Annotated in this window: 8 protein-coding genes and 5 pseudogenes; 6 read left to right on the top strand and 7 right to left on the bottom strand. The window is 41.9% G+C overall.

Annotated elements, in window-relative coordinates; all coding sequences use genetic code 11:
- Window positions 1–311, top strand: a pseudogene (locus Q9R24_RS14020) (integrase core domain-containing protein); the annotation flags it as partial.
- A gap of 266 nt (window positions 312–577) precedes the next feature.
- On the top strand, window positions 578–2389 hold the full coding sequence (locus tag Q9R24_RS14015; protein WP_311215560.1) for a monovalent cation:proton antiporter-2 (CPA2) family protein: 1812 nt from the start codon (window positions 578–580) through the stop codon (window positions 2387–2389).
- Between the two features lie 105 nt (window positions 2390–2494).
- Here the strand turns inward: Q9R24_RS14015 and Q9R24_RS14010 are convergent, their stop codons facing one another.
- Window positions 2495–5842, bottom strand: a complete 3348-nt coding sequence (locus Q9R24_RS14010; protein WP_311215559.1) for a DEAD/DEAH box helicase — start codon at window positions 5840–5842, stop codon at window positions 2495–2497.
- A gap of 141 nt (window positions 5843–5983) precedes the next feature.
- On the opposite strand from Q9R24_RS14010, the pseudogene Q9R24_RS15010 reads away from it, so the two are divergent.
- Window positions 5984–6115: pseudogene (locus tag Q9R24_RS15010) on the top strand (serine/threonine-protein kinase HipA); the annotation flags it as partial.
- A 135-nt stretch (window positions 6116–6250) separates the two neighbouring features.
- Here Q9R24_RS15010 and Q9R24_RS14005 read toward each other — a convergent pair.
- A pseudogene (locus tag Q9R24_RS14005) lies at window positions 6251–6334 on the bottom strand (IS1595 family transposase); the annotation flags it as partial.
- Window positions 6335–6422: 88 nt separating this feature from the next.
- Here Q9R24_RS14005 and istA point away from each other — a divergent pair.
- From istA to tnpC, 3 genes and pseudogenes are all read left to right on the top strand, one after another.
- On the top strand, window positions 6423–7442 hold the full coding sequence (istA, locus tag Q9R24_RS14000) for an IS21 family transposase (protein ID WP_311215558.1): 1020 nt from the start codon (window positions 6423–6425) through the stop codon (window positions 7440–7442).
- Entirely contained in the window at window positions 7442–8215 is a 774-nt protein-coding gene (gene istB / locus Q9R24_RS13995) for an IS21-like element ISAba8 family helper ATPase IstB (RefSeq protein ID WP_311215557.1), read from the top strand. The genes istA and istB overlap by 1 nt, the downstream gene beginning before the upstream one ends.
- A 152-nt stretch (window positions 8216–8367) precedes the next feature.
- Window positions 8368–9054: pseudogene (gene tnpC, locus Q9R24_RS13990) on the top strand (IS66 family transposase); the annotation flags it as partial.
- A 195-nt stretch (window positions 9055–9249) separates the two neighbouring features.
- On the opposite strand, the gene Q9R24_RS13985 reads toward tnpC, so the two are convergent.
- From Q9R24_RS13985 to Q9R24_RS13965, 5 genes and pseudogenes are all read right to left on the bottom strand, one after another.
- Window positions 9250–10440, bottom strand: a complete 1191-nt coding sequence (locus Q9R24_RS13985; RefSeq protein ID WP_311215556.1) for an HlyD family efflux transporter periplasmic adaptor subunit — start codon at window positions 10438–10440, stop codon at window positions 9250–9252.
- Window positions 10440–12572, bottom strand: a complete 2133-nt coding sequence (locus Q9R24_RS13980) for a type I secretion system permease/ATPase (RefSeq protein ID WP_311215555.1) — start codon at window positions 12570–12572, stop codon at window positions 10440–10442. The genes Q9R24_RS13985 and Q9R24_RS13980 overlap by 1 nt, the downstream gene beginning before the upstream one ends.
- Window positions 12569–14083 carry a TolC family protein gene (locus tag Q9R24_RS13975; RefSeq protein ID WP_004835512.1) on the bottom strand — a complete coding sequence of 505 codons (1515 nt, stop codon included), beginning with the start codon at window positions 14081–14083 and terminating at the stop codon, window positions 12569–12571. The genes Q9R24_RS13980 and Q9R24_RS13975 overlap by 4 nt, the downstream gene beginning before the upstream one ends.
- Before the next feature lie 98 nt (window positions 14084–14181).
- Window positions 14182–14511, bottom strand: a pseudogene (locus Q9R24_RS13970) (transposase); the annotation flags it as partial.
- Between the two features lie 204 nt (window positions 14512–14715).
- Window positions 14716–23658 (bottom strand): DUF5801 repeats-in-toxin domain-containing protein, encoded by an 8943-nt coding sequence (locus Q9R24_RS13965; protein ID WP_311215554.1) that lies wholly within the window; start codon window positions 23656–23658, stop codon window positions 14716–14718.
- Between the last annotated feature and the right edge of the window lie 110 nt (window positions 23659–23768).

Below are 23768 nucleotides of genomic sequence, written 5' to 3'. Positions count from 1 at the left end.
TAGAGGTGTTCAATATCTTTCTATTCGCTATACCAATCGTTTAGAAGCAGCAAATTTACGAGCATCAGTCGGTACGACTGGTGATTTATACGATAATGCTTTGGCTGAAACGGTGAATGGCTTATACAAAACAGAGGTGATTGAATATCTAAAAGCAGATTGGCAAGGTTTAGCAGATGTACAACTTGCGACACTAAACTGGGTAGATTGGTTCAATAAAAAGCGTGTACACAGTGCACTGGGTTGTATCACCTTTTGAGTTTGAAGCAATGTACTATGACAAGATTAACCCGTTAGGTCAGGTGGCCTAACTTAAATAAAAAAGTCTCCGACAAACCCGGTACGGTTCACCTTCAGTTCATTAATTTAGTCTTTTTAAAGCTACTTTTGCATAGAAAATATTCTGGATAGGTTCTAAGCAATCACCTTTAAATTTATGAAAAGCAATTACACAAAATTATTTATAGGCTCTGCAGTTGCATTAGCTTGAAGCCTGTATATATATATTTGGCTACCTTTATCGGGTAAATTCTATACTTGAAATGTCAACAGCCCCAATACAAAATCTGAGAAATATATGAGTGCAGAAGCCACATCTATCAGCCTTTTATCCCCTGTCATATTGCTCACGGCTGCAGTGATCGCAGTCCCCTTAATCAAGCGCCTAGGATTAAGCTCGGTATTGGGATATTTAATTGCAGGATTAATTATTGGTCCATTTGGACTGGCATTTTTCTACGATTCTGCGTCTATTTTGCATATCGCTGAGCTTGGTATTGTGATGTATCTGTTTGTGATTGGACTAGAAATGCGTCCATTGTATTTATGGAGTTTAAGAAAAGAAATTTTTGGATTAGGTACATTACAAATTAGTGCCTGTTCATTGGGGCTAACGGCTGTAGGCTTGGTCTATGGCTATTCTTGGCAAGTGAGTTTTGTGTGTGCTGCAGGCTTTGTACTCACCTCGACTGCAATTGTAATGCAACTTTTGGGAGATCGTGGAGACATTGCTCAACCAAGAGGACAAAAAATTGTCTCGATTCTGCTGTTTGAAGACTTATTGATTGTACCTTTATTGGCAATTGTCGCTTTTATCGCACCGAATCATATTGTTGAAAGTACTTCTACGCGTTTGCAGAGCATCGGAATTGGTTTAATTTCAATTGCAGGTTTAATCGCTGCAGGCTATTGGTTGCTTAATCCTTTATTTCGCTTATTAGCTGCAGCCAAAGCCCGTGAAGTCATGACTGCAGCGGCACTCTTGGTGGTGCTCGGCGCAGCATTACTGATGCAAGTCACTGGCTTATCGATGGCAATGGGGGCATTCCTTGCAGGGGTATTACTCTCCGAATCCACTTTTCGCCATCAGATTGAAGTAGATATTGAACCGTTTCGTGGCATATTGCTCGGATTATTTTTTCTAGGTGTAGGCATGTCACTAGACCTTAACGTCGTAAAAAATAACTGGGTGTTAATCTTAAGTGCTGTACTTCTGCTGATGTTTGTCAAAGCATCCATGATTTACCTAATTGCACGCATGACCAAAAGTTCACACTCCGAAGCACTCGATCGCGCATTACTGATGGCTCAAGGGGGTGAGTTTGCTTTTGTACTCTTTGCTGCCGCCATGAGTGCTCAAGTCATTAGTGCTGTTGAACGCTCAAACCTGACTGCGATTGTAGTCTTGTCAATGATTTTGACCCCGATTATTGGCTTTCTATTTAAACGTTTTACCCAAACTACAGAACAAACTTCTTTAGAAAATATCCGTATTGCCGAAGGACTTTCTGGAAAAGTATTGATGATTGGTTTCGGTCGTTTTGGACAAGTCTCCAGTCAATTACTGCTTGCTCGAGGCATTGATGTGACCATCATTGATAATGATATCGACATGATTCAAAACGCTGAAAGATTTGGATTTAAAATTTACTATGGCGATGGTTCTCGTTTAGATATTTTACATGCCTCGGGAGCAGATACGGCTGAAGCAATTGTTGTTTGCGTAGACCACAAAGAAACGACGAATAAGATTGTAGAGTTGGTGCAACATGAATTTCCTTTAACCAAGTTACTGGTTCGCTCTTATGACCGTGAGCATGCGCTGCATTTAGCAAAACAAAATGTGGATTATATGATTCGAGAAACCTTCGAGTCGGCAATGCTATTTGGCGGTGCGATTTTAGAAGAATTGGGTGTTGACCAGAGTGATGTTGAAGAAATTAGCCAAGAAATCCGAGAACGAGACAAAGAACGTTTTGAAACCGAAGTTGCAGCAGATGATGTCTATGCGGGTATCGGCTTGCAATACACAGGACCGCGTCCGACTGCACCTTTAATTACACCAAAGCACACAGGACAAATTCTGAATGAAGATGACACTCAGCAATAATTTCACGTATTAAACCCAAATAAAAAAGAGGTCTGTGTAGATCTCTTTTTCGGTAAGCATCCGCTGAACCCCACTTTTCTTATTTTCTCAATATCCCAAACCAAACTAAAATTTCTCAAACAAGTTCATCACGTCATTTTCCGTCAGTTTCGCTTCGCCCTCATGATCGGTACTTAGAATAGACTGTGCCAGTTCTGCTTTATTTTGCTGTAAGGCAAGAATTTTTTCTTCTATGCTTTTATTGGTAATCAGCTTGTACACAAATACCGGCTTATCCTGTCCAATCCGCCATGCACGATCTGAAGCTTGATCTTCAGCAGCAGGGTTCCACCATGGATCATAGTGAATGACCGTATCTGCGGCAGTTAGATTCAGACCGACCCCTCCTGCTTTCAGACTGATTAAAAATACCGGCACTTGTCCAGACTGAAATGCTGTAATGACTTCATCTCGCTTTTTGGTCTTTCCAGTCAGCTTCACATAGCCAATTTCTGCGTGATGGAGCTGTTGTTCAATCAGTTCCAGCATTGAGGTAAACTGAGAGAAAATAAGAATTTTTCGTCCCTCTTCCACCATTGGAACAACCATATCCATCAACTGTTCAAGTTTGGCAGAATGCGCCTGCCCGGTTTTAACTGAATCCAGTTTCAGCAAGCTAGGATGACAACAGACCTGACGCAGCTTCAGCAAGGCATCTAAAATTTGGATTTGACTACGCTTAAAGCCTTTTTCTGCCACAATTTTCTGAATATTTGCCTGCATCGTGGCGCGAACAGCCTCGTATAGCTTGGATTGCTGGTCATTCATATCAATATTGACTTCAATCGTGGTTTTTTCTGGCAACTCTTTGGCTACGTCAGTTTTCAAGCGACGTAAAATGAAGGGCTTAATCCGGTTGACCAACTTTTGCCTTAACTGCTGATCACCGCGTTTTTCAATCGGATGACGGTACTTTTTATTAAAGATTTCTTGTGAATATAAAAATCCTGGCATTAGAAAGTAAAATAGTGCCCACAGCTCACCCAAATGATTTTCCATCGGGGTACCTGTTAGACACAAACGATGTCGTGCTTTTAATTGCCGTACTACCTGTGCAGCTTTGGCACGCGGATTTTTGATATTCTGCGCCTCATCCAAAATGAGTTGATGATATTCATATTGCTTTAATTGTTCTTCATCTCTCGCTAGAAGCGGATAGGTGGTTAACACAATATCATAGTGCGGAATCTGCTCAAAATTCTGATGGCGGTCGGGCCCCTGTAGCAGCAATACCTTCAGCTGAGGGGTAAATTTCTCCGCTTCTTTGAACCAGTTATGCATCAGCGATGTGGGTGCAACAATTAAGGCGGGACTGTCCTGCAAATATCCAACCTGCTTTTCCATGAGTAAATGGGCTAAAGTTTGTGCTGTTTTCCCCAAGCCCATATCATCTGCCAGAATCCCGCCATGCTGGGTTTCCCTTAAAAACTGTAACCAGCCTAAGCCCTGCTGCTGGTATGGACGCAACTCCCCCTGAAAACCTTGTGGTGTCGGCAGTTGTTGCTGATAGCCTTGTTTGAATTTCTGTACAAATTGCTGCAGGCGATCACTGACCTGCCATGTCATCCCAAGATTATGCTGCAATTCTAATAATTGACTCGCATCATAGCGATCAATACTGCGCTCTTCTTGCTGTAGAATGCTCTGCAGATGCAACAATACCGGCTTAATATCCCTAGCGGATAGAGCCAAATCAGGTTGATCAACTGCAGTTTTCACGGTGAAAATTTGACTGTCATGCAGATGAATAAACGTCCGCGGATCAAGTAAATCAGGATTTACTCGCACCAAAGCTACGAGCGCATCAAGCAAATTATAAGAATTGCCTGCACTGTCTTGAACCGTCGCCCCGATATTGAACCAGTCCTGCTGGCCTTCAGATTCAGTGATAGAAATATTTAAATTTTCAACATATTGCAGATTAAAGGGGCTGTTTTCCAGATGCTCTATCTGCCAGCCCATCAACTCAATTTGATTGATGGGCATCAGCTGTTTGATCCAGTCTCCATAGAAAGCAAAAACCATAGAATCAAGACGTTGTTTATCCAATTTTAATTGCTGCTCATAACTAAGATCTTTCACCCACTTCAGTGATTCGACCAATAGCTGTAAACGCTGGATTGACTGTTGTTCCTGAACTAAGTCCCGAAGCTGTCGCACCATTTTGCCATGCTGTTCATCAATAAAACTGTCACCTGATGTACCTGCTTTAATTCGCCCACCTGCATAGGAGAATTCAATTTCGGCACAAACAGACTCTTCCCATTTCCAATCAAATTTATTTAAAACACCGAAGCGTAAAATTGGCTGGGGACTTCCCTCAAGGACATCAATATGCTGAATAGACTCGGGCTGAGGCAGATTTTTCACGTCTGAATATTGATGAGTCAGTTTCTCAAACTCTGGCAAGAGCTTAGCTGGAAGATCAGGCATCTGTAAAAAATGGTACAGAAGATTTGCCGTATATTCACCATATAACTGGCCCACCGTGTTCTGTTGAATATCCACATAACATGGTGGATGGCTCGCGAGAATCTGAATATGAGGATTTGATTTTAAATCGAGTCGAATATCACCATTGACCAATTCAATGTTTAAATGCTCTGTCTGTTTGTTTAAACCTTGTTGCCAGATCAGTTCGATGTGATAGCCTTGTTCTGACCATTGAAGTGCAGTATGGCTCTTTTTTTTCCAGTACACATCGCCACTTTGAATAAAAGATTTGAAATGCTCCAATAAAATGCTTGAGATATCAAGATTGCTTTGATAAAAGCGTTCGTCGCTGTTTATTTTGGCATAATAATAAATCTGGTTAAATAATTGTCGTTTTTGTTCAGGTAAAGTCAGATGCTTTCTGGTGATATTTTCATATTGGGTATAATAACTTTCCCCTGCAATTGAGCCGTTCTTATTGCGTCTGGCCTTCTGAACCTCAACTGTCAATTTCTTTAAGCTGACCGACTGATCTAGCAGGTAAATTAAATAATTGTTTGTTTTGACAGATTGCTCTGGTTCAGTCTGTTGTAAATACCGATTAAAATCATTCAACCAGCGCTGCGCCTGATCATCCCCCCATCGGCGTTTTGCGATTCCCTGCGGAGATTGAGATTCAGCATAACGCTGTTGAAATTCCTGACGATATTCTTGAAAGAATAACCGCGCTAAAGCAGCAGCATGTTTACAGTTATATCCAACTGGACAAGTGCAGTCATCATCGATTAAACGGTCTTTTTTAAGATTATAGGTAATCGCGGTATCGTAATAATCAGTCCCTTCAATTTGAGCATACATCGTGACATCATCATTTTCCTCAAAGAACTCAATTGTTTCCCTATCAATGTGTTTAGCATAGCTCAGACTGCGCTGAAGAGTTGCAGTACTAAAGCGAGATAGAAAATTGATCAATAAGGACATAATTACCAGACACCAAAATGTTTATACAATTATAACGGACAAAGCTGTCATTTCAGAACAGTAGGGCTCGCCAACGTATCAGAAGAAAATAAATCCATGCTCAAAAAAAACTTAATGTTTACTACAATGGATGGGGTGAACATTGGCTCGATTTGTAAGGTTGCAATCCTATTCAGCAATATCGCTCATGATCTATTACCTGGACAAATTCAAGTAGAGACTCTCCAAATGATCCAAAATAGGATTGGGCATAATATTCATTTATTGCACTAAATAGCTTTCACAAAGCTTCTATGAAGGGCTTATTCTAACCGTTGTTTTATCACGGCATAAGCTACACCAGTCACCACACTTCCAATCGCAATCGCTAATAAATATGGCTCTAGACTAGCAGATTTGCACTTAGTTTTACCTAATGAGGTCCCACAACTCTGTTGCTAGCTCATTAGGCTCCCTCATCCAACGCCATTCTGTTTCTTTAAGATGATAATCTGTTAGCGGCAGTGTAAAAATGACCCCCTAATGGCATTTAAAAACTGACCCCCTTGGTTAATATAGCGGTCATTTTGGACTGCTCAACATGTTAACTTTGGAGCAAGCAGTGACAATCCAAATTCTTCATCAACAGGGTAAATCTATTAAAGCTATTACTCGTGAACTGGGGGTGTCCCGAAATACCGTGCGTAAATATTTACGGCAGAAGGAAACACCTCAGTATCGGCGTACACAACCTAGAACAAGTATTCTTGATCCATATAAACCCTATTTACTCCAACGTGTAAATGCAGCACATCCTGAATGGATTCCTGCCGTTGTGCTCTACCAGGAAATTTTAGGGTTGGGATATCCAGGAAAGATCAGGATCTTGAGGGAATATCTTGCAACATTAAAACCAGTTGCCAAACTGGAGCCAGTCATTCGTTTTGAAACCCAACCTGGCCAACAAATGCAGGTGGATTTCACCACAATTCGACGCAACAACACGACTTTGAAAGCCTTTGTCGCAACATTAGGGTATTCCAGAGCGACTTTCGTGAAATTTTATGATCATGAACGTACGGATGCATGGATCGATGGTCTAGAAAATGCATTTCAGTTTTTTGCAGGAGTACCTCAAGAAATCCTGTTTGATAACGCTAAAACGATCATGATTGAACGGGATGCCTATCAGGAGGGGCAGCATAAATGGAACCCCAAACTGCTCGACTGCGCCAAGAAATACAGCTTTCGTCCTCGCGTATGTAAGCCCTACCGTGCACAGACCAAAGGCAAAGTTGAACGCTTTAATGGATACCTCAAATCAAGCTTTATTGTGCCATTGAAAGCAAGCCTGAAGACTTCGGGTTTACTGTTAGATGTTGATGTCGCCAATGCCCACATTGGCCGGTGGCTGCATGAAACCGCCAATCAGCGGATTCATGCCACCACGCAAGAAAAACCGGCTGTTCGACTGCAACAGGAGCAGCAAAAATTTACGCCATTACCGCAATCAGATACAGGTTCCAGCACTGTACCTGTTGCAGCAGCACAGCATGTCATGCCCTACGAGAGTTTGCAGCATCCCTTATCGGTATATGACCAGTTGCTGGGAGTTTCCTGATGAATCTGCAATACGAACGTATAGAGCAGCTTTGCCAAAAGCTCAATCTGCCTGCCATCGCATCACAATGGTCACATCATGCACAACAAACATTAGGTCAGGATGGAAGTTATGCCGACTTTGTTGAAGCGATCTTGACGCATGAATATGCTGCCAGGCAACAGCGCAGTCAGCAGGTACTGATGAAACTCTCAGGCCTGCCTCAAGTCAAAACCCTGGAAGACTATGATTTTAATTATGCCCTAGGGGCCCCTAAATCACAGGTGATTGAACTGTTCAATCTGAGCTTTATTGCTAGAGCAGAAAATGTGGTGTTTCTGGGGGCTAGCGGAGTAGGAAAAACGCACTTATCTATGGCATTAGGCTATAAGGCCATCATGAACAACATTAAGATCAAGTTCATTACCGCAGCGGATCTCATGCTGCAACTCAGTACAGCCTATCAGCAAGGTAAATTGAAAACCTATATGCAACGGGTGATACTCGCCCCAAAATTACTGATTATCGATGAAATTGGTTATTTACCGTTTGGACGTGAAGAAGCGAATCTGTTCTTTAACGTGATTGTCAAGCGTTATGAAAAAGGCAGTACGATTTTGACCAGTAATTTACCATTTAGCCAGTGGTCTAAATCATTCGCAGATGATGTTACTTTGACAGCAGCAATGTTGGATCGTTTATTACATCATTGTCATGTTGTACAAATATCTGGGGAAAGTTATCGTCTAAAAGATAAAAAGAGAGTAGGAATTCAACCACAAATTGAGTCTTAATAAATCATCAAAGGGGTCAATTTTACTTTGCTGTTTTTAAGGTAAAAGGGGTCAGTTTTAAATTGCCGTTGACAGTGAAGGGATTCATCTGCTGTATCTCGAAATAAATAAGATATTTAGCTTATCATGTCAGCCTATTTGCAACAGTGCCCTTTCAGGATAGTCGTTCAGGCCAGCATGCTGCAGAGTTCCTGAATGGCTGGCAGGGCAATCTAGTCTGTGATGATTACAGTGGTTATAAAGCACGCTTTAAATCAGGTCAGGTCATTGAGGTGGGCTGCATGGCCCATGCACGTCGTAAATTCCATGAACTGCATGTGACCGGGAAAAGTCAGGTCGCTGAACAGGCATTGGTGCTGATTCAGAAACTGTATGCGATAGAAGCAGAACTCAGGAAAAAGACCGATGGTACGGCAGAACAGCGCCGCGAATACCGACAACAGCATAGTCAACCGGTGATGCAACAACTGTATGAATGGCTTAACCAACATCAACTGACTGTGCCATCGAGTTCTCCAACCGCCAAGGCCATCAATTACACTCTGAAGCGTTGGCCAGCTTTAAGCCGCTATCTGGATGATGGCAATCTACCTATAGATAATAATTGGGTGGAAAACCAGATGCGACCTTGGGCGTTGGGACGTAAGAATTGGCTATTTGCAGGTTCGCTGCGCAGCGGTCAGCGAGCAGCCAATATCATGACATTAATCCAGTCAGCAAAGCTGAATGGCTTGGATCCGTATGCCCATTTAAGTGATGTGCTGAAAAGGCTGCCGACGCATAAAGCGACCCAAATAGAAGAATTACTGCCACATCGCTGGAAATCCAACTCAAATTAAAAAATAGGCATGGGGTTCAGCGGACGCTTACACTCAAACTTATCTGGTTTTAACTAAACTCATATTTTTGAGCTGTGCGACAGGTATTTTTTTATTGATTGGGTATTATCGGCTTGTGGTTCGTGCGCGGTAATGGGATATCTAAAATTAAAAAAAGGATTTTTTATCACTACAAAATCCATAAAATTTAAGACTTTATCTTTCTCTTAACGCTTCTCTGGCTTTATTGAATGGCTTAATCAAATAGTCCAGCACTGTTTTCTGTCCAGTGCGAATATCAACTGTCGCCACCATTCCAGGCGTAATCGCAAAAGTCTTACCCTGTTTATTTCGCAGCTTATCTGAATCAGTGCGAATATAAACCCGATAGTAAAATTGATCCTGTTTAACTTCATCTCGAATCGTATCAGGAGATATCACGGTCACTTTGCCATGTAATCCGCCATATATCGCATAATCGTACGCTGTAATTTTGACTAAAGCTTGTTGGTTTGGACGAATAAAGGCAATATCTCTTGGCGAAATTCTAGCTTCGATCAGAAGCTGTTCATCTAACGGCACAATCGACATAATCTTGCCATTAGGAGGAATTACGCCACCTAAAGTCATTACATCGATTTCTTTTACCACACCGCGAACAGGCGCTCTAAAGACTGTACGATTTAATGTATCTGATTTTCCTTTCACAATCTGCCGTTGTGTTTCTACGTCGGTATTGGCTTTGGATAATTCTTCCCTTGCTTTTACATAATACTGACTACGTGTATCATTAATTTGCTTTTGTAAATCAGAAGCTTGACGTTTTAACCTTAAAACCTCTACCTCACTTGCAGCTCCTTTAGCAACTAACGGCTCAGTCATTCTTAGCTCTTGCTGTACCAATGTTAAAGAAGTCGTTAGATCTGATATTGACTCTTCTAAATTTTTCCGTCGTGTATTATACAACTGTGTTTCTTCACGAACCAATTGCGAATTTTTTTGAACTATCTCGGGAAATTGTAATGCAGTTCCATTTACTTCTGCCCGTAAACGTGCCGAAGTGGCCAATGAAGAAACGAGCAAAGACTGCGATTCACCTACATTAGATGCAAAGCGAGTCGGATCAAGTTGTGCCAATATGGTGCCTTTTTCTACAATATCACCTTCTTTAACATCGAGTTTGGTCAAAATACCACCCTCTAATGACTGAATAATTTGCTCTTTAGAAGATGGAATAACTTTACCCGTACCTGTAGAAACTTCTTCCAATTTAAATAAAGCAGCCCATATAAAGAACACCAAAAGTCCTAAGCCAATAATCCAGATGACCATACTCGATTTAGGTAAAGGTGGTTCATGAAATGAAGCTTTAGCAGGACGTTTTGTTTGTTGTGGTTGTTCATTCATTATTGTGCCCCACTGGATGGATGAGTTTGATTATTTGATTGACTCAAAATCTGATCGCGTGGACCATCCATCACAATTTTCCCCTCATTCAGGACAATAATTCGATCAACTAATGCCAAAACAGCTCGCCGATGAGTTGCAACAATTAAAGTCCGATGCCCCATCCAATTCATTAGATGATCAATAAATTGTTTTTCTGCTACATCATCAATCGACGCTGTTGGCTCATCTAACAATACAATATTAGGTTGGCGAATAAGCAAGCGTGACAGCAACAAAGCCTGCCGTTGTCCACCAGAGAAACCTAAGCCACCCTCAAGTACAAGATGATCAAGACCTTCTTTTTTATCTTGTACAAATGACCAAGCTCCTGTCATTTTGAGCGCCTGAATCAAGTCATCATCTGAGGCTAAAGGTGCGCCTAAAGTTAGGTTTTCCCTGATTGTGCCATAAAACAAATGCGCACTCTGATTAAGTAACCCTGTATCACGACGAATATCAGCAGGATCAATCAGTGATAAATCAAGACCATCAAGATAAATATTACCTTGCTGCGGCATTTGCATGCCTGATAATAATTGCAATAATGTGGATTTCCCCGCGCCATTTCGGCCTAAAATTGCAATTTTCTCTCCCGCCCGAATTGCTAGTTGAGCAATCGCTAGATTGGGTTTTGCATCATCTTGATTATATTTAAATAAAGTGCCATTCAATTGATAATCACCCAACAATACTGAGCGATGGATCAAATGCGCCCGATCAGGTTGGTCAACTGGCTTTTTCATTAACTCATCAAGACTACTTTTTGCGACTTTGGCTTGCTGTAAACGTCCCAAAACACCCGTAATTTGTCCAATTGGTGCCAACATTCGTGAAGATAAAATTGAGCATGCAACCAATGCACCTGTGGTCATTTCTCCACTAATCACGGCAAAACAGCCAACAAGTACCACAAGAGCATAAGTCAGACCTTGGACTTTTTGCGTCCATGCAGTCATCACGCCCACTATTTTACGCTGCTTCATACTAATATCGGCAGACATTTCATTCATATGATTCCATTGATTCTGGAATCTGGATTCAGCGCGTAACAGCTTAATGTCCTCTATGCCTTGCACTGATTCCACCAATATTGCATTACGAATCGAAGACTCACGCATTCCCTCTCTGGCAAGTTTAGCCAGTGGTCTTTGTGCCAATATGGCTGGAATAATCATAAGCGGTACAACAAGTACCATGACCCAGAAAAGATTGCCGCCAATGATCCAGAATATAACCAAAAATAAAAAGAAAAATGGCAAGTCGGCAATGGCGCTAATCGTCGTTGAGGTGACTAGCTCCCGCACCCCTTCCAACTCCCGAATTTGGGAAATAAAAGTACCTGTTGATTTGGAACGCTCACTATTTTTAATTCTGAGCGTATGACCAAAAACCCGATCTGAAATACGCAAGTCTGCTCGTTTACCAATAATATCTGATAAATAGATACGCGCTACACGTAAAACAAATTCAAAAATTGCCGCAATCAATACACCACCTGCCAACACCCATAACGTAGGAATTGACTGAGAAGGCACGACTCGATCATAGACTTGCATTGAAAATATAATGGTTGCCAGTGCCAGAATATTTGCAATTAATGATGCAAACATAATATCGATATATCGTTTCCAGTCACGTAACACGATCGACCAGAACCAACTACTCTCATAAGGTTTGATATATTCATCAATACGCGCATCTGCAACTGATTTTTCAGGTCGCAGGATATAAACACTTTCAATTTCATGTTGAAGGTCAGAAGCAACAAAACTTTGCGCAAGCCCCTGATCACCACTCATCTGGATACTGACATTATGATCGACATCTGCCTGATCAACCACACCAACTTGACCATCCTTGAATACCACGATGACTGGTAAACGCCATGGATTAAGCATCTCTTTTGAAAATTTACTTTTACGTACACTTAAGCCAATCTGACGTGCAATCGTTTTCACGACCTCATCTGCTGCACTAGCCCCTGCCCAATCCATCTGCAAACGGATACGTTCTTCAGAGGTTTCGATACGATAATGTTTGGCAATCAATAAAATTGCCTGAAGATATGGCTGGTAATTCATCGTACTCATGGCTGAACCTCAACCCCCTGAATGGATAGACGATTAAGATGATAAACATCTCGTGATTGACCTGTAGTCGAGATAAGTTGGACTAGATTTGCATAAATATCATAACGATTATTTTCAATTTCCATATTTGCACTATGAATGGCTTGTTCAGCATTAAGTAAGTCCACTACTGTCCGCGTACCAAGCTTATATTGCTCCTGATATAATTCTTTTGTTCTGGTGGTGGTTGATTGTCTGGCAACCAAAACCTGCATCTGCCGTTGTTTATTTGTGACTTGTTCCTCAGTCATGCGAATCTGTTCCAGAATATCCATATAACTATTTTGTACTTTGGCTTTGGCAGCTTCTTCTGCATAACTTGCAGCGCGACTTTGCGCCCCCACTGATCCACCCTGAAAGAAGTTACTGCTTGCTTCAAATTTAATTGAACTATCAAATCCGTCATCCTTGTTATTGTTTGGATTGACACCATTCAGTGCCTGACTTAGCGTTCCAACTAAATTTAAAGTAGGGTAACGACTGAGATCTGTCTGAGTTTTCTGTGCTTTTGCGACATTTACTTCTGCTTGAGCAGACATAATCGTAGGAATCGTATTGATTTTAGGTGCTTCAAAAATCTTTGATTCAGTGACTACATTTTCAGGTATTTTCCAGTTGATCCGACTGATATCAAAGCCCAGTAAAGTCCGTAATTTTTGTTGATACAGTCTTAATTGTGTTTGTTGAGCAATTAAATTTGATTGGGAAGCTTCAAGATACGACTTCGCCTGCACGGGATCTGCCTGACTGCTAATGCCAGCATTTGCACGCAAATTGGCAATCTCAGCAATACGTGCAATCCCATCTACTTGCTGCTGTGCAATGCGACAGACTTCCTCATAGCGTTTTAGATTCACGATTGCACTTGCAACCTCAAGTGCAACCTCATCAATCTTGACCAGCACTTGCGCCTGCTGCAATGCTAATCTGGCTTTTTGAATATCCACACTGGATTTGACCTTACCAAAATCATAGACCATCTGTGTCGCATTAAGACTTAATAACTGCCGACCGCGTTCGCCAGAAGTCATATCTCCAGTCGAAATACCACCCGATAATTGAGGATAATATGCAGCTTTAGCCACATCAATATTGGCATTTTGAGAAGCAAGACTCGCAATATTTTGACTAATTTCAGGATGTCGCTGAACCGCAATTTTCACTGCCTCAGAAATATCAAGCGTTCTTGAAGTGGGGCTTACCAAGCTCAATCCCGCAGTATTGACCGTATTGGAATGTGTTGAACCGATAACAGGAAGTTCATCAAACTTTGAGGTATCGACATCAAAATTTGAGAGCTGTTTAAGATCTACTTTATTAAAATGATCATCCGATTTTGGGGTAAATACACCTTGTAAATTATCTTTTAACGAAGTTGCAATTTCCTGACCAGACGCTGCATAAAGTAAAGGCATATAAAGGCTAAGAAGTGAACATAAACTCGTCTTTATTAATACATCCCGTTTATTCATGATATTGTTTCACGACTATAATAATGATGAGGAAAATCAAAACTCAAGCATTGTACTGGAATTTTGTGTAAGCGTCCGCTGAATCCCATACCTATTTTTTAATTTGAGTTGGATTTCCAACGATGTGGCAGTAACTCTTTAATCTGGGTCACTTTATGTGTCGGCAGCCTTTTCAGCACATCACTTAAATAGGCATACGGATCCAGCCCATTCAGCTTTGCTGACTGGATTAACGTCATGATGTTTGCCGCTCGCTGACCACTGCGCAGCGAGCTAGCAAACAGCCAGTTCTTGCGCCCCAACGCCCAGGGACGCATCTGATTCTCGACCCAATTATTGCAAATAGGTAGATTGCCATCATCCAGATAGCGGCTTAAAGCTGGCCAACGCTTCAGCGTGTAATTGATGGCCTTGTAGGAGGGGTTGCTGAATATATATCCATGTTCATGGATTAAGTCCCCACTTGTTTTTAGGTGGGGACTAAATTAAGGCTTATAGGATCGCTTGGTAAGGCTGTGTTAGCCGGATGCTTACAATTTTGTTTTGCCATTAAATGATTTAGCGAAATTATTCACATCTAGCATAAAAATTGCCCCACGGATGGGGCAACTTTTATTCATCAACACGATAAGTTAGCCAATCGTAATTTGATGATTATTTAACAGCTCTGCAAGCGTTACATTCGAAGTTTGATGTTCTAAGACCAAAAGATCCTGATAATTTGAACCATTTGCTTCACCATCACGATCTACTTTCACGGTTGCAGATTCAGTTGCTGCATCATAGTCAACCTTAATGAATTTTTCGACTTGTGAAAGATGAGATGATGTCAAATCACTATCACTAAGCAAATCATTAAAGAATTCTGATGAGAATTGAATCGTTTCGGCATTGCTATCTTTTGCGGTAGAACCAAAACCGAAATCTGTCCAATGATCAATACCATGCCCCGCTTTGGCATCACTCGCATCTAGCACATTATAAATCAATGTATCGTGACCCTGACCCGTCGTAATGGTATCGTTACCCGCTTTGGCCACAATCACATCATCCGAACTGGTTTCAGCTACGCTGAAGCTTCTCGCTGATAATGGATTTACTCCAGATTGGGTATGAACATTTTCACTCACCAGCAAAGTGACAGCCGTACCCGATACGGTACTGGTGTATGTCACATAACCATTATTGGTTGCACTTTGTGTCCAGCCTAAACCAAGTTCAACAGTATCCTCAGCAGTACCATTGATCTTCAAGGTATGTGCCGCATCAGTCATGGTCAATACATGTGATGCTGTCAGGCTAGTGATATTATTTGCTCCATTTACAGACAAATCCAGCACTTCAACATTCTTCAGATTTTCTGCCAAAGTAGCACCTGATACAGTTTCACCAGAACGGAGCTGAATCGTATCTGTACCTGCTCCAGCATTAATACTACTTGCTGTATATAGCAAGGTATCATTACCTGTTGTAGCCTTTTGGGCCGTCATATTTACAGTAATGTTCTTAAAAACATGAGTAGATTCACTATTTCCAACACCACTTTCAACTGTCCATGCTTCTACCCCGATTTGTGTACCTGCAGTCGCTGAATCCTGATCAGTTAAAGCTGCTTTCGCCTGTTTAAAGCCTAACTTATCTATATTGCTTTGGGTTAAACCTGTAATGGTATAAGTCGTACTTGATCCAGTTCCACTTACTGTAATTTGACTAGATGAAATCTGTACACCATCGATATAAAAAGAGGCATATTGACCCAGACCTGTGAGTTTAATGGTCATAGTTTCAGTACTGCTGTCATTTGCAACTTCTGAAACTTTTGGATCATGCATCGATGCATTCAGGGTAAGTGGAATAATCTCATTTTCTTTACCGAAACTTTGAGTCGGTTTGATATCAACGCCATTGGCTACGGCATTAACCACCAAATCTCCAATGTCTTTGGTTTCAGTTAAAGGAGATAAGCTACTTTCACCAGAAGTTACAACCAACTGTAAGTTTTCAACAGTACCACTCCAGTGTATCGGCGGTAATATCGCAACATAAGCTGGTAGTCCACCACTTTCTGAGAGTACCCAAGTGTTGGTTGTGCCATCACCACCTGCATTACTTGCAAGCGTTGCGGGCGTTGCGGAATCCACATTATTTCCGACATAAACCAAGAAGCCATTTGGAACATTAGATAGCAAAATTGCACCATAAGACTCTGAACCATCTGAATCCTTCAAACTCACGCTTAGTCCATCTGTACCAGTCAGCTCAATTGCATTGGCTTTAGTTGCCAGTTCTGACTCATTACCAATAAAGTTTTGTGAAACAACATTTACACCATTATTGATCAGTTGAACTTCCACAGAACCCGTGACACTGACTGCTTTAACATCTGCACCGTCTTCTTGTACGTTTGCATAAGCAGTAAATGATACATTACCTGGTACAGTTTTCTCACCATTTGGCATGGTATACGTTAAGTCTACTGTTCCGCCATTTTCACCAATGTCAATGACGTAGAAATCACCATCAGTTGTACCTTCACCATCAATATCTACACTTTGTAAAACAAGTGGTGTTGTACTACCCGTGATGTATAGCTGACCACCTTCCATGGCATCGGTTGTATCAGCAGCATTGACTTGCACATACATTTTACCATCGACAACCTTACCAAAACTTCCATCGGCAGGGTCGAGTGTAATAGAACTTGTGATTGCTGTCGCACCCTCACCCACCATACTATCTCCAGACATGGTGAATATCGGATCATCCGTCACAGGAGCGATTGGAATCGTCATGTCTTGAAACGGAATCGTTGCCTCTTCAGTAGCGCCACCCAAGACCGAAGTCGTAAGTGTCGCAACGAAATGGAACTGTCCATATTGACCATTATTATTCCAGTCTGCTGGTGGCGTGATCACAATACTGTCTAACAGATTTTGCAAAGCAGCTTCGGCATCAGTGGCATTCGGATCTACCGTAACACTTGCTGTCCATACTGGGGTATCAGGGTTACCATCATTATTTGTATCGATCATGGTTTGTACCATACCATTGACGATTGTACCTGCTGGTAAATCTTTCAAGGTGACAGTAAACAATTTGCTTGCCGAATTATCCTGAATGGTAATGGCTTGATCTACCACATCGCTTAATTTAAATGGTGTATCTTCCGTAGCAGATGCACCATTATATTGCCATAGGTCAATAAGCGGTGCTTTACTGCCTGGAGCCTCAGCAAAATCTGTATTTAGATACCATGTCACTGAATCAGATTTGATGTCTGTTATAGCAGTCAAATCAGACCCTAGATCTTGTGTCTGTACAGTTATCTTAATCGGATGGTCTGTTAAGCCATGCGCGTAGGAACCAATCATGAAAGTGACTGGTACATCAATACCACCCTGTGTGTGGATTGAAGGTGCATTATTTGCCTGATAGACCAGTACCCATGTACCAGCACCTATCTGTTGAACATTTGCACCTTGTACAGTTACACCCTTTGGCACATTTTCGATCAAGATACGAACCACGTATTCACTACCATCGTAATCAACAGATGCAACATTCAACTTCACTGTTACTGTGTCTGTGTCCGCAAGGGTCGCCGTATCTGGAGTCGCATCATCATTTACATGTTGATCTGATGATAAAGTGGTATTGCTTATTCCAGAAATACCAGTAACAGATAACTCAACAGCATCGGTAACTGCACTCGCCGTTAATTTTAATTCTCCATCTTTAACCACCGTGTTCGCTGGTGTGGTTTGCACCGAACCATAATGATTATCGGTTACTTCATACTTATAATCAAAACTACCCAAACTACCATCAAGCTGATCACCACCTTTAGCTGCCAAGGTTTGAGCTTGTTCAGCAGTCAGTTTATAGTAAGTCTTCCCATCAATCATTTCAGTTGGTAAGCCTGCATTACTTAAAAGAACAGCCGATGTGCCTGTACCTAGATATAAAGTATAGTTTGCTCCTGCCGCCTGATCCTGTGCAATCCAAACATGTCCCAAAGTTTCGTCATTGTCACCATTTACATGAACAATGCCAAAATTCAGGGTCGTAATTTCATCTTCAACCAGTGTCGCACTGGTCGTTGCTTCTGCTTCGGCAGAAGGTGTCACTGTGAAATTAACGTCAGTTAATGCACCAGTTTTGGAATCACCATCATTTTCAGTAGAAACGCCTGCAACTTTGAAATTCACATTGCCACTGTAATTCTCTGGTACTGTGATAAATACATGATTTAAATCTGTTGGTTTAATCACCCAGACACGTTCTTCACCTGTGCCAGTGACCAAAACAGTGGCTGGTCCACCCAGATTGAAATCTTTGGCTAAGCCAGTGATACGAAGGGTAAAGCTTTCTGAGCCATCTGTATTATCAATCGATGAAACATTTTCAATCAAATTAGAGAGTGACACTTTATGCTGGGCAGTACCATCCAGATTAGCTTCAGTGGTTGTATAAGACTGTACACCAGACTGATTACTGTCATAATCTTTTAAGGTAATTGTCGGTGTATCTGCTACACCATAAACTGTAACAGGTATAGAGAGCGGACTAGATGAAGCAGATGTGACGCTACCATCCGTCGCCGTCGCAGTAACACTTAAGGTAAAGTTTACATTGCTGTTAAAAGGTGGAGTAATCGTCAGTGGCGTAGATGTACTAAAGTTAGAGATCGTGACTGAACCGTTAGTAATCGTTTGTTCTACGCCGCCATAGATAATTTTTGCACCAGCAGGAATATCTGAAATGGTGATATTAAAGGTTTCTGATGGATCAGAACTTCTTGGCGTAATAGACAGTGGGATTGGCGTATCTTCCAAACCAATCGCACGACCATTTAATGACAAGGTATTAATACCATCAGCAACAGGTGCGATGATAATACGTTCTAACCAAGCTTCACCTGATACTGCTGTCGCTGGTGTACCCGTCCCTTCATTGTCATCATCATAGTCTACTGTATAAGCTTCAACTTTGATTTTAAAGGTACCCGATACATTTTCAGGAGCCAAGAACTGTAATGTTGACAATGCACTAACAGGTACATCAATTGGTGTGCCTGTATAAGTTGCAGTATAGTCAACACCAGAAACTGTCCATTTGAATTGTGATCCGATGACTGTCGCATAGCTATCCCCTGAAACTAACTCAGGCGTTAAATGTGCATAAGTCAGTTCATCTAAGTCCTGATTCGTCCAGTCATTGGCAAGGTCAAATCCATACTCAGTACCCAGTGTATACCATGTGTCTTCTGCACCTGCTGTCGTGTAAATGTGACCATCTGTCATGGTCAGGTCAGCTGTACCATCGTTGTTAGAATCACCTGAACCAGGAGGATTACCCACGATTTCAGCAACAGGATTTACAGTGACTTTTATTGGCAAAGTTTTAATCTGGATATTTGTATCAGAACCATTGGTATCAGTTGATGTTACACTTACTTGAATGGTTGCATCTTGACTACTGTGTGCTGGCGGCAAGATTGTGAAACTGTCCAAGATAGCCTCACGTTGCACTTCATTCAAGGTATTGTCAAAAGTGATGGTATATGGAGATACACTCGAACCATCTCCACTACGACTCCATCCTCCGTTATTGGTTGGAGCATTCACGACCCAATTTGTCGGAATTTCAAATGCGACTTGTGTAATGACTTCTGTACCAGTACCCGTATCCGTCACTCTTACATTTTGCAGGAAAGCAACTGCTGTGTCTTCATTGGTAGAAACATCACCTGCTGCGACATCACCTGCTACTGGCGTAACATGTAGATTTAAATAAACACTGTCAGTAATTTCATCTCCAGTAGTCGGCCCATCACTATCTTGGTCCTGCGCATGTAGCGTGATCCGGATATTGTTAATGTCACCACTAAAGTCTTTTGGTGGTGTCACTGTAATCGATGGTAAGCTTGGTGAATCGCCATTGTAATTATTTGGAATGTCTATTCGATAGCCATTCGACGTTTCTGTTGCAGTAATGGTGTGAGGCTGTCCACTTACAGTTAAGGTTGTACCTTCTGGTAACCCCGTAATGGTCATCCAGCGTTGCTCACTACCATCGGTGTCGGCATTCGAATTTCCATCGTCACCAGTCACCAATGTCACTTGCAACAAATCAGTCAAATTAAGTGCAGTATCTTCCGCAATGTCTTTAATCACAGGTGTCTGACTGCTTGTTTCAACAAAACTATTGCTATCTAAAATTTTCAGATCGATACCGTCCGTAACCGCCTGAACATTGACCACGACTGTTGCAGTACTGGTTGCACCGTTAACACCAGAAACTTTAGCACCGTTATCGTCAACTTCATAACTGGTTACACTTACCGTTACGGTAAAATTGGCATGACTTTCCGCAGGTGGTAAAACCTTTAATGCTTCAAACTCAGCAGACATCATCTCCAAAGCATTTGCTGGTTTGGTTTCATCAGTCGGATGATTAACATTGCTTAACCAAATGGAGATATTGCCGCCATTCGATATGAATATAGCATCACCATATAAGAGCGCTGCGCCAACAGGAATACCGCTTAAGCTAATCACGCCTAGACGTTCTGGGCTATCACCTGTTGTATTGCCATTTTGATCAGTATTGTCGGTTACACCTGGTGTTGTTAAGCCTAAACTTACCGCTGTATCTTCTGGGGTTTCAACCTCATCATCCACAACAGCTAATTTAGGAGCATCTGCGACTGGATTTACATTTACAGTCACATTGGTTGTTGTGGTTTGCCCAGTGTCATCAGTAACTAGTACTTTAAATGTATCGGGACTGGCGGTTAGGCTGCCATCATAGTTACTATAATTATCAGCAGGTTTATAGGTCACCTGACCATTTTGATCTACAGTCACGGTACCATGCGCAACATTAAAACTCTTAGATCCATCGAGATTCGCCGTACCAGTAATCTCAGTACCATTTGCATCCTGAATTGTAATGTTATCTAGTTGCACATCGGCTGACGTTGTGAATGGACCATAACTATGATCTTCATCCATCGTGATCACAATCTCAGTTTTTGGTGCATCATCAATCACTTGAACAACGAAACTACCAGATGCCGTATCGCCATCACCATCTTTGGCAATAAAGTCAAAATTCAGATTCAATGGTGTAGTATGACTTGGATGGTTTAATGAACCCAATAGTTCAAAGGTATATTTGCCTGTAATCGTATCCGTCGTATCCAAAGTGACTTTGAACACAACACTGTCGCCGCCGCCACGCGTGGCTGTCAGTACATTACCTGCCGCATTAATACTAAAGCTTATACCGCTATTACCTGTACTATCTAGCACTGCCTTTAAAGCAGTTTGATTTGTAGCAAAGCTTAAACCGCCGCCATTACCTGACCCGTCCTGACCATAACTCACACTCAAATAGCCTACTGCGGTGAGTAACGATGTGTTTGGTTCACTTCCTGTCGCTAGACCTTTTTCATCTACAGAAGTTACTGCTGGCGCAGAACCAATTGATGGCCCATCATCCTTAAAGATAAAACGATCACCTACCGCAACAGGATCACTGGTGACCGCATCACCATCACCATCTGTAGCAGTTGCAGTTAGGGTAATTAAACCTGCATTGCTGATAGAAAGACTTTCATCATAAGAAGAACCACCCACTGGATGTTTAAGTGCTTCTGATTGAGTTAAGGTAACAGCGCCCGTGGTCGGATCAATGGAGATACGAAATACCACATCGCCTGATGCACTACCCGCACGTCCTTCAATCTGATTACCTACTTTATACAGCAAGACATTTTGGCCACTGGTGGTATCTAATCCGCTATCCACACCATTGGAGCTAATGTTAAGTGCGTAAATCAACGCATTAGTTGTAGCTTGACCATCTGCACCATACACAGGGGTGAATACATCTTTGACAAAATTATCATCTGTAGCTGAAAAAGAACCTGAGAAAAAATTAGTTTCATCAACAGTTACACTGCCAACTTTTGCATCGTTCTCACTGATTTTAGGTTTATCGTCAACAATGCTAATGGTTACGGTATTGGTGACCGTATTGCCATATTGGTCTACAGCAGTGTAAGTGAAGCTATTGGTTACATTGCCTGCTAAATCTTTGGTTGCTGAAGTTAAAGTAAAGCTATAAGTACCATCTAAATTGATTGTATATGTGCCATTTGTTGTAGTGCCTGTTATTGGGGCTGTAGAACCTTGTGATGCTGGTTGTACTGTCCAACCCGTCTGTAGGTTTAAGTTACCCACAACTACATTGCTAGAACTACTCGCATCTGTTCCCGCCGACTGAGTACCATTGGCATCGATCCCATCCTCACGTACGCTACCCACTGTAGTTAATGGATTGGCTGTAACGTCCTGCACATTAATGGTAAGGGTAGATGTTTTTAAGTCACCATCAGCATCACCCACTGTATAAGTAAATACATCCTGTGCATTGGCTGTTATTTTGTTTGGATCCGCTTTATAGCTATAACTACCATTGGCATTTAATGTAAGCGTACCATAATCACCTGTGATGCTTGTTCCTACTCCAGTACTCGAAGTTGTAGCTGTATTGCCTTTAGCAACACCGACCACACCGCCACCTATAGCCCAACCATCTGCGCCTGACTGGTCGCTAGAAAGTACACCACTGGCTGCATCTTTGGTCAAAAGCGCGCCTTCTGTAACACTTCCTGTATCCGCTACGGTGATTGGTGCATCATCAACAATATTGATAACCAAATTCCCTGCTGTTGCACTATCTCCATCAGCATCCTTGATTTCAACAGCGAAAGTAGCTGTTGTATTATCGCCACTCGTTTTTGCAGGCAGGGTATAACTATAATAAATCGTCCCCGTTCCAGTTGCTGCATTGTATTCATAACGCGCAGTTAGACCATCTGAAAAGCTCTGATTCGTGGTAGTTAAAGTATGCCCACCCAGCTTGATTGCATCACTGACTGCCAGACCGTCTGGAGAGGTAAAGCTAATTGTGCCACTGGTGGTTTCTTTATTAGTTGAAGCTTCTGTACCACCATTTAAACCAGATTCATAGACTGTCGTTGTTGCACCACCAGCCGTTGGTATTGTGCTGGTCGGGGTTGCATCAGCAATAGTGATTGTCAATTGTGCTGTTGCTTTGTCGTTATCGCCATCCGTTAAAGTATAAGTAAATACGTCACTTACACCACCAGCTGAACCTGCATTACGTGCATAACTATAACTACCATCAGAATGGATCGTTAATGTGCCATATTTACCACTAACTTGATAGTTTCCAACTGGATTAATCGTGACATCTGCCCCACCAGCAGTATCTGCTTTTACTGTAGTTACTCGTGCGCCATCTGCACCTTTCGTGTCAGTACTGACCACATTACCAGTAACTACTGCCAAACTACCTACAGGAATGCTCTTGCTATCATTCACAGCAGTCGGAACATCATCAATCACTTGTACAACCAGACTACCTGTTGTGGTTACCCCTCCTGCATCTGTGACACTCAGTGGAATGCCACTCAGAAGTAAACCATCATTTCCAACAGCGCTATGTGTCTGGGCGTTGTTCAAAGTATAGGTATAACTCAAACTACCTGAAGTTGGGATACCACCTACACTGCTATTTGCCGTAAAACCATTTAGAACGATGGTTCCACCAACGACGTTGATCGCTGCCGATGGGTTGCTGCTACTCAGTG

The sequence above is a fragment of the Acinetobacter sp. RRD8 genome, from assembly GCF_031844225.1.
GTDB lineage: Bacteria > Pseudomonadota > Gammaproteobacteria > Pseudomonadales > Moraxellaceae > Acinetobacter.
The sequence above is the reverse complement of the archived record's forward strand: the minus strand, read 5'-3'. Positions and strand labels throughout refer to the sequence as shown.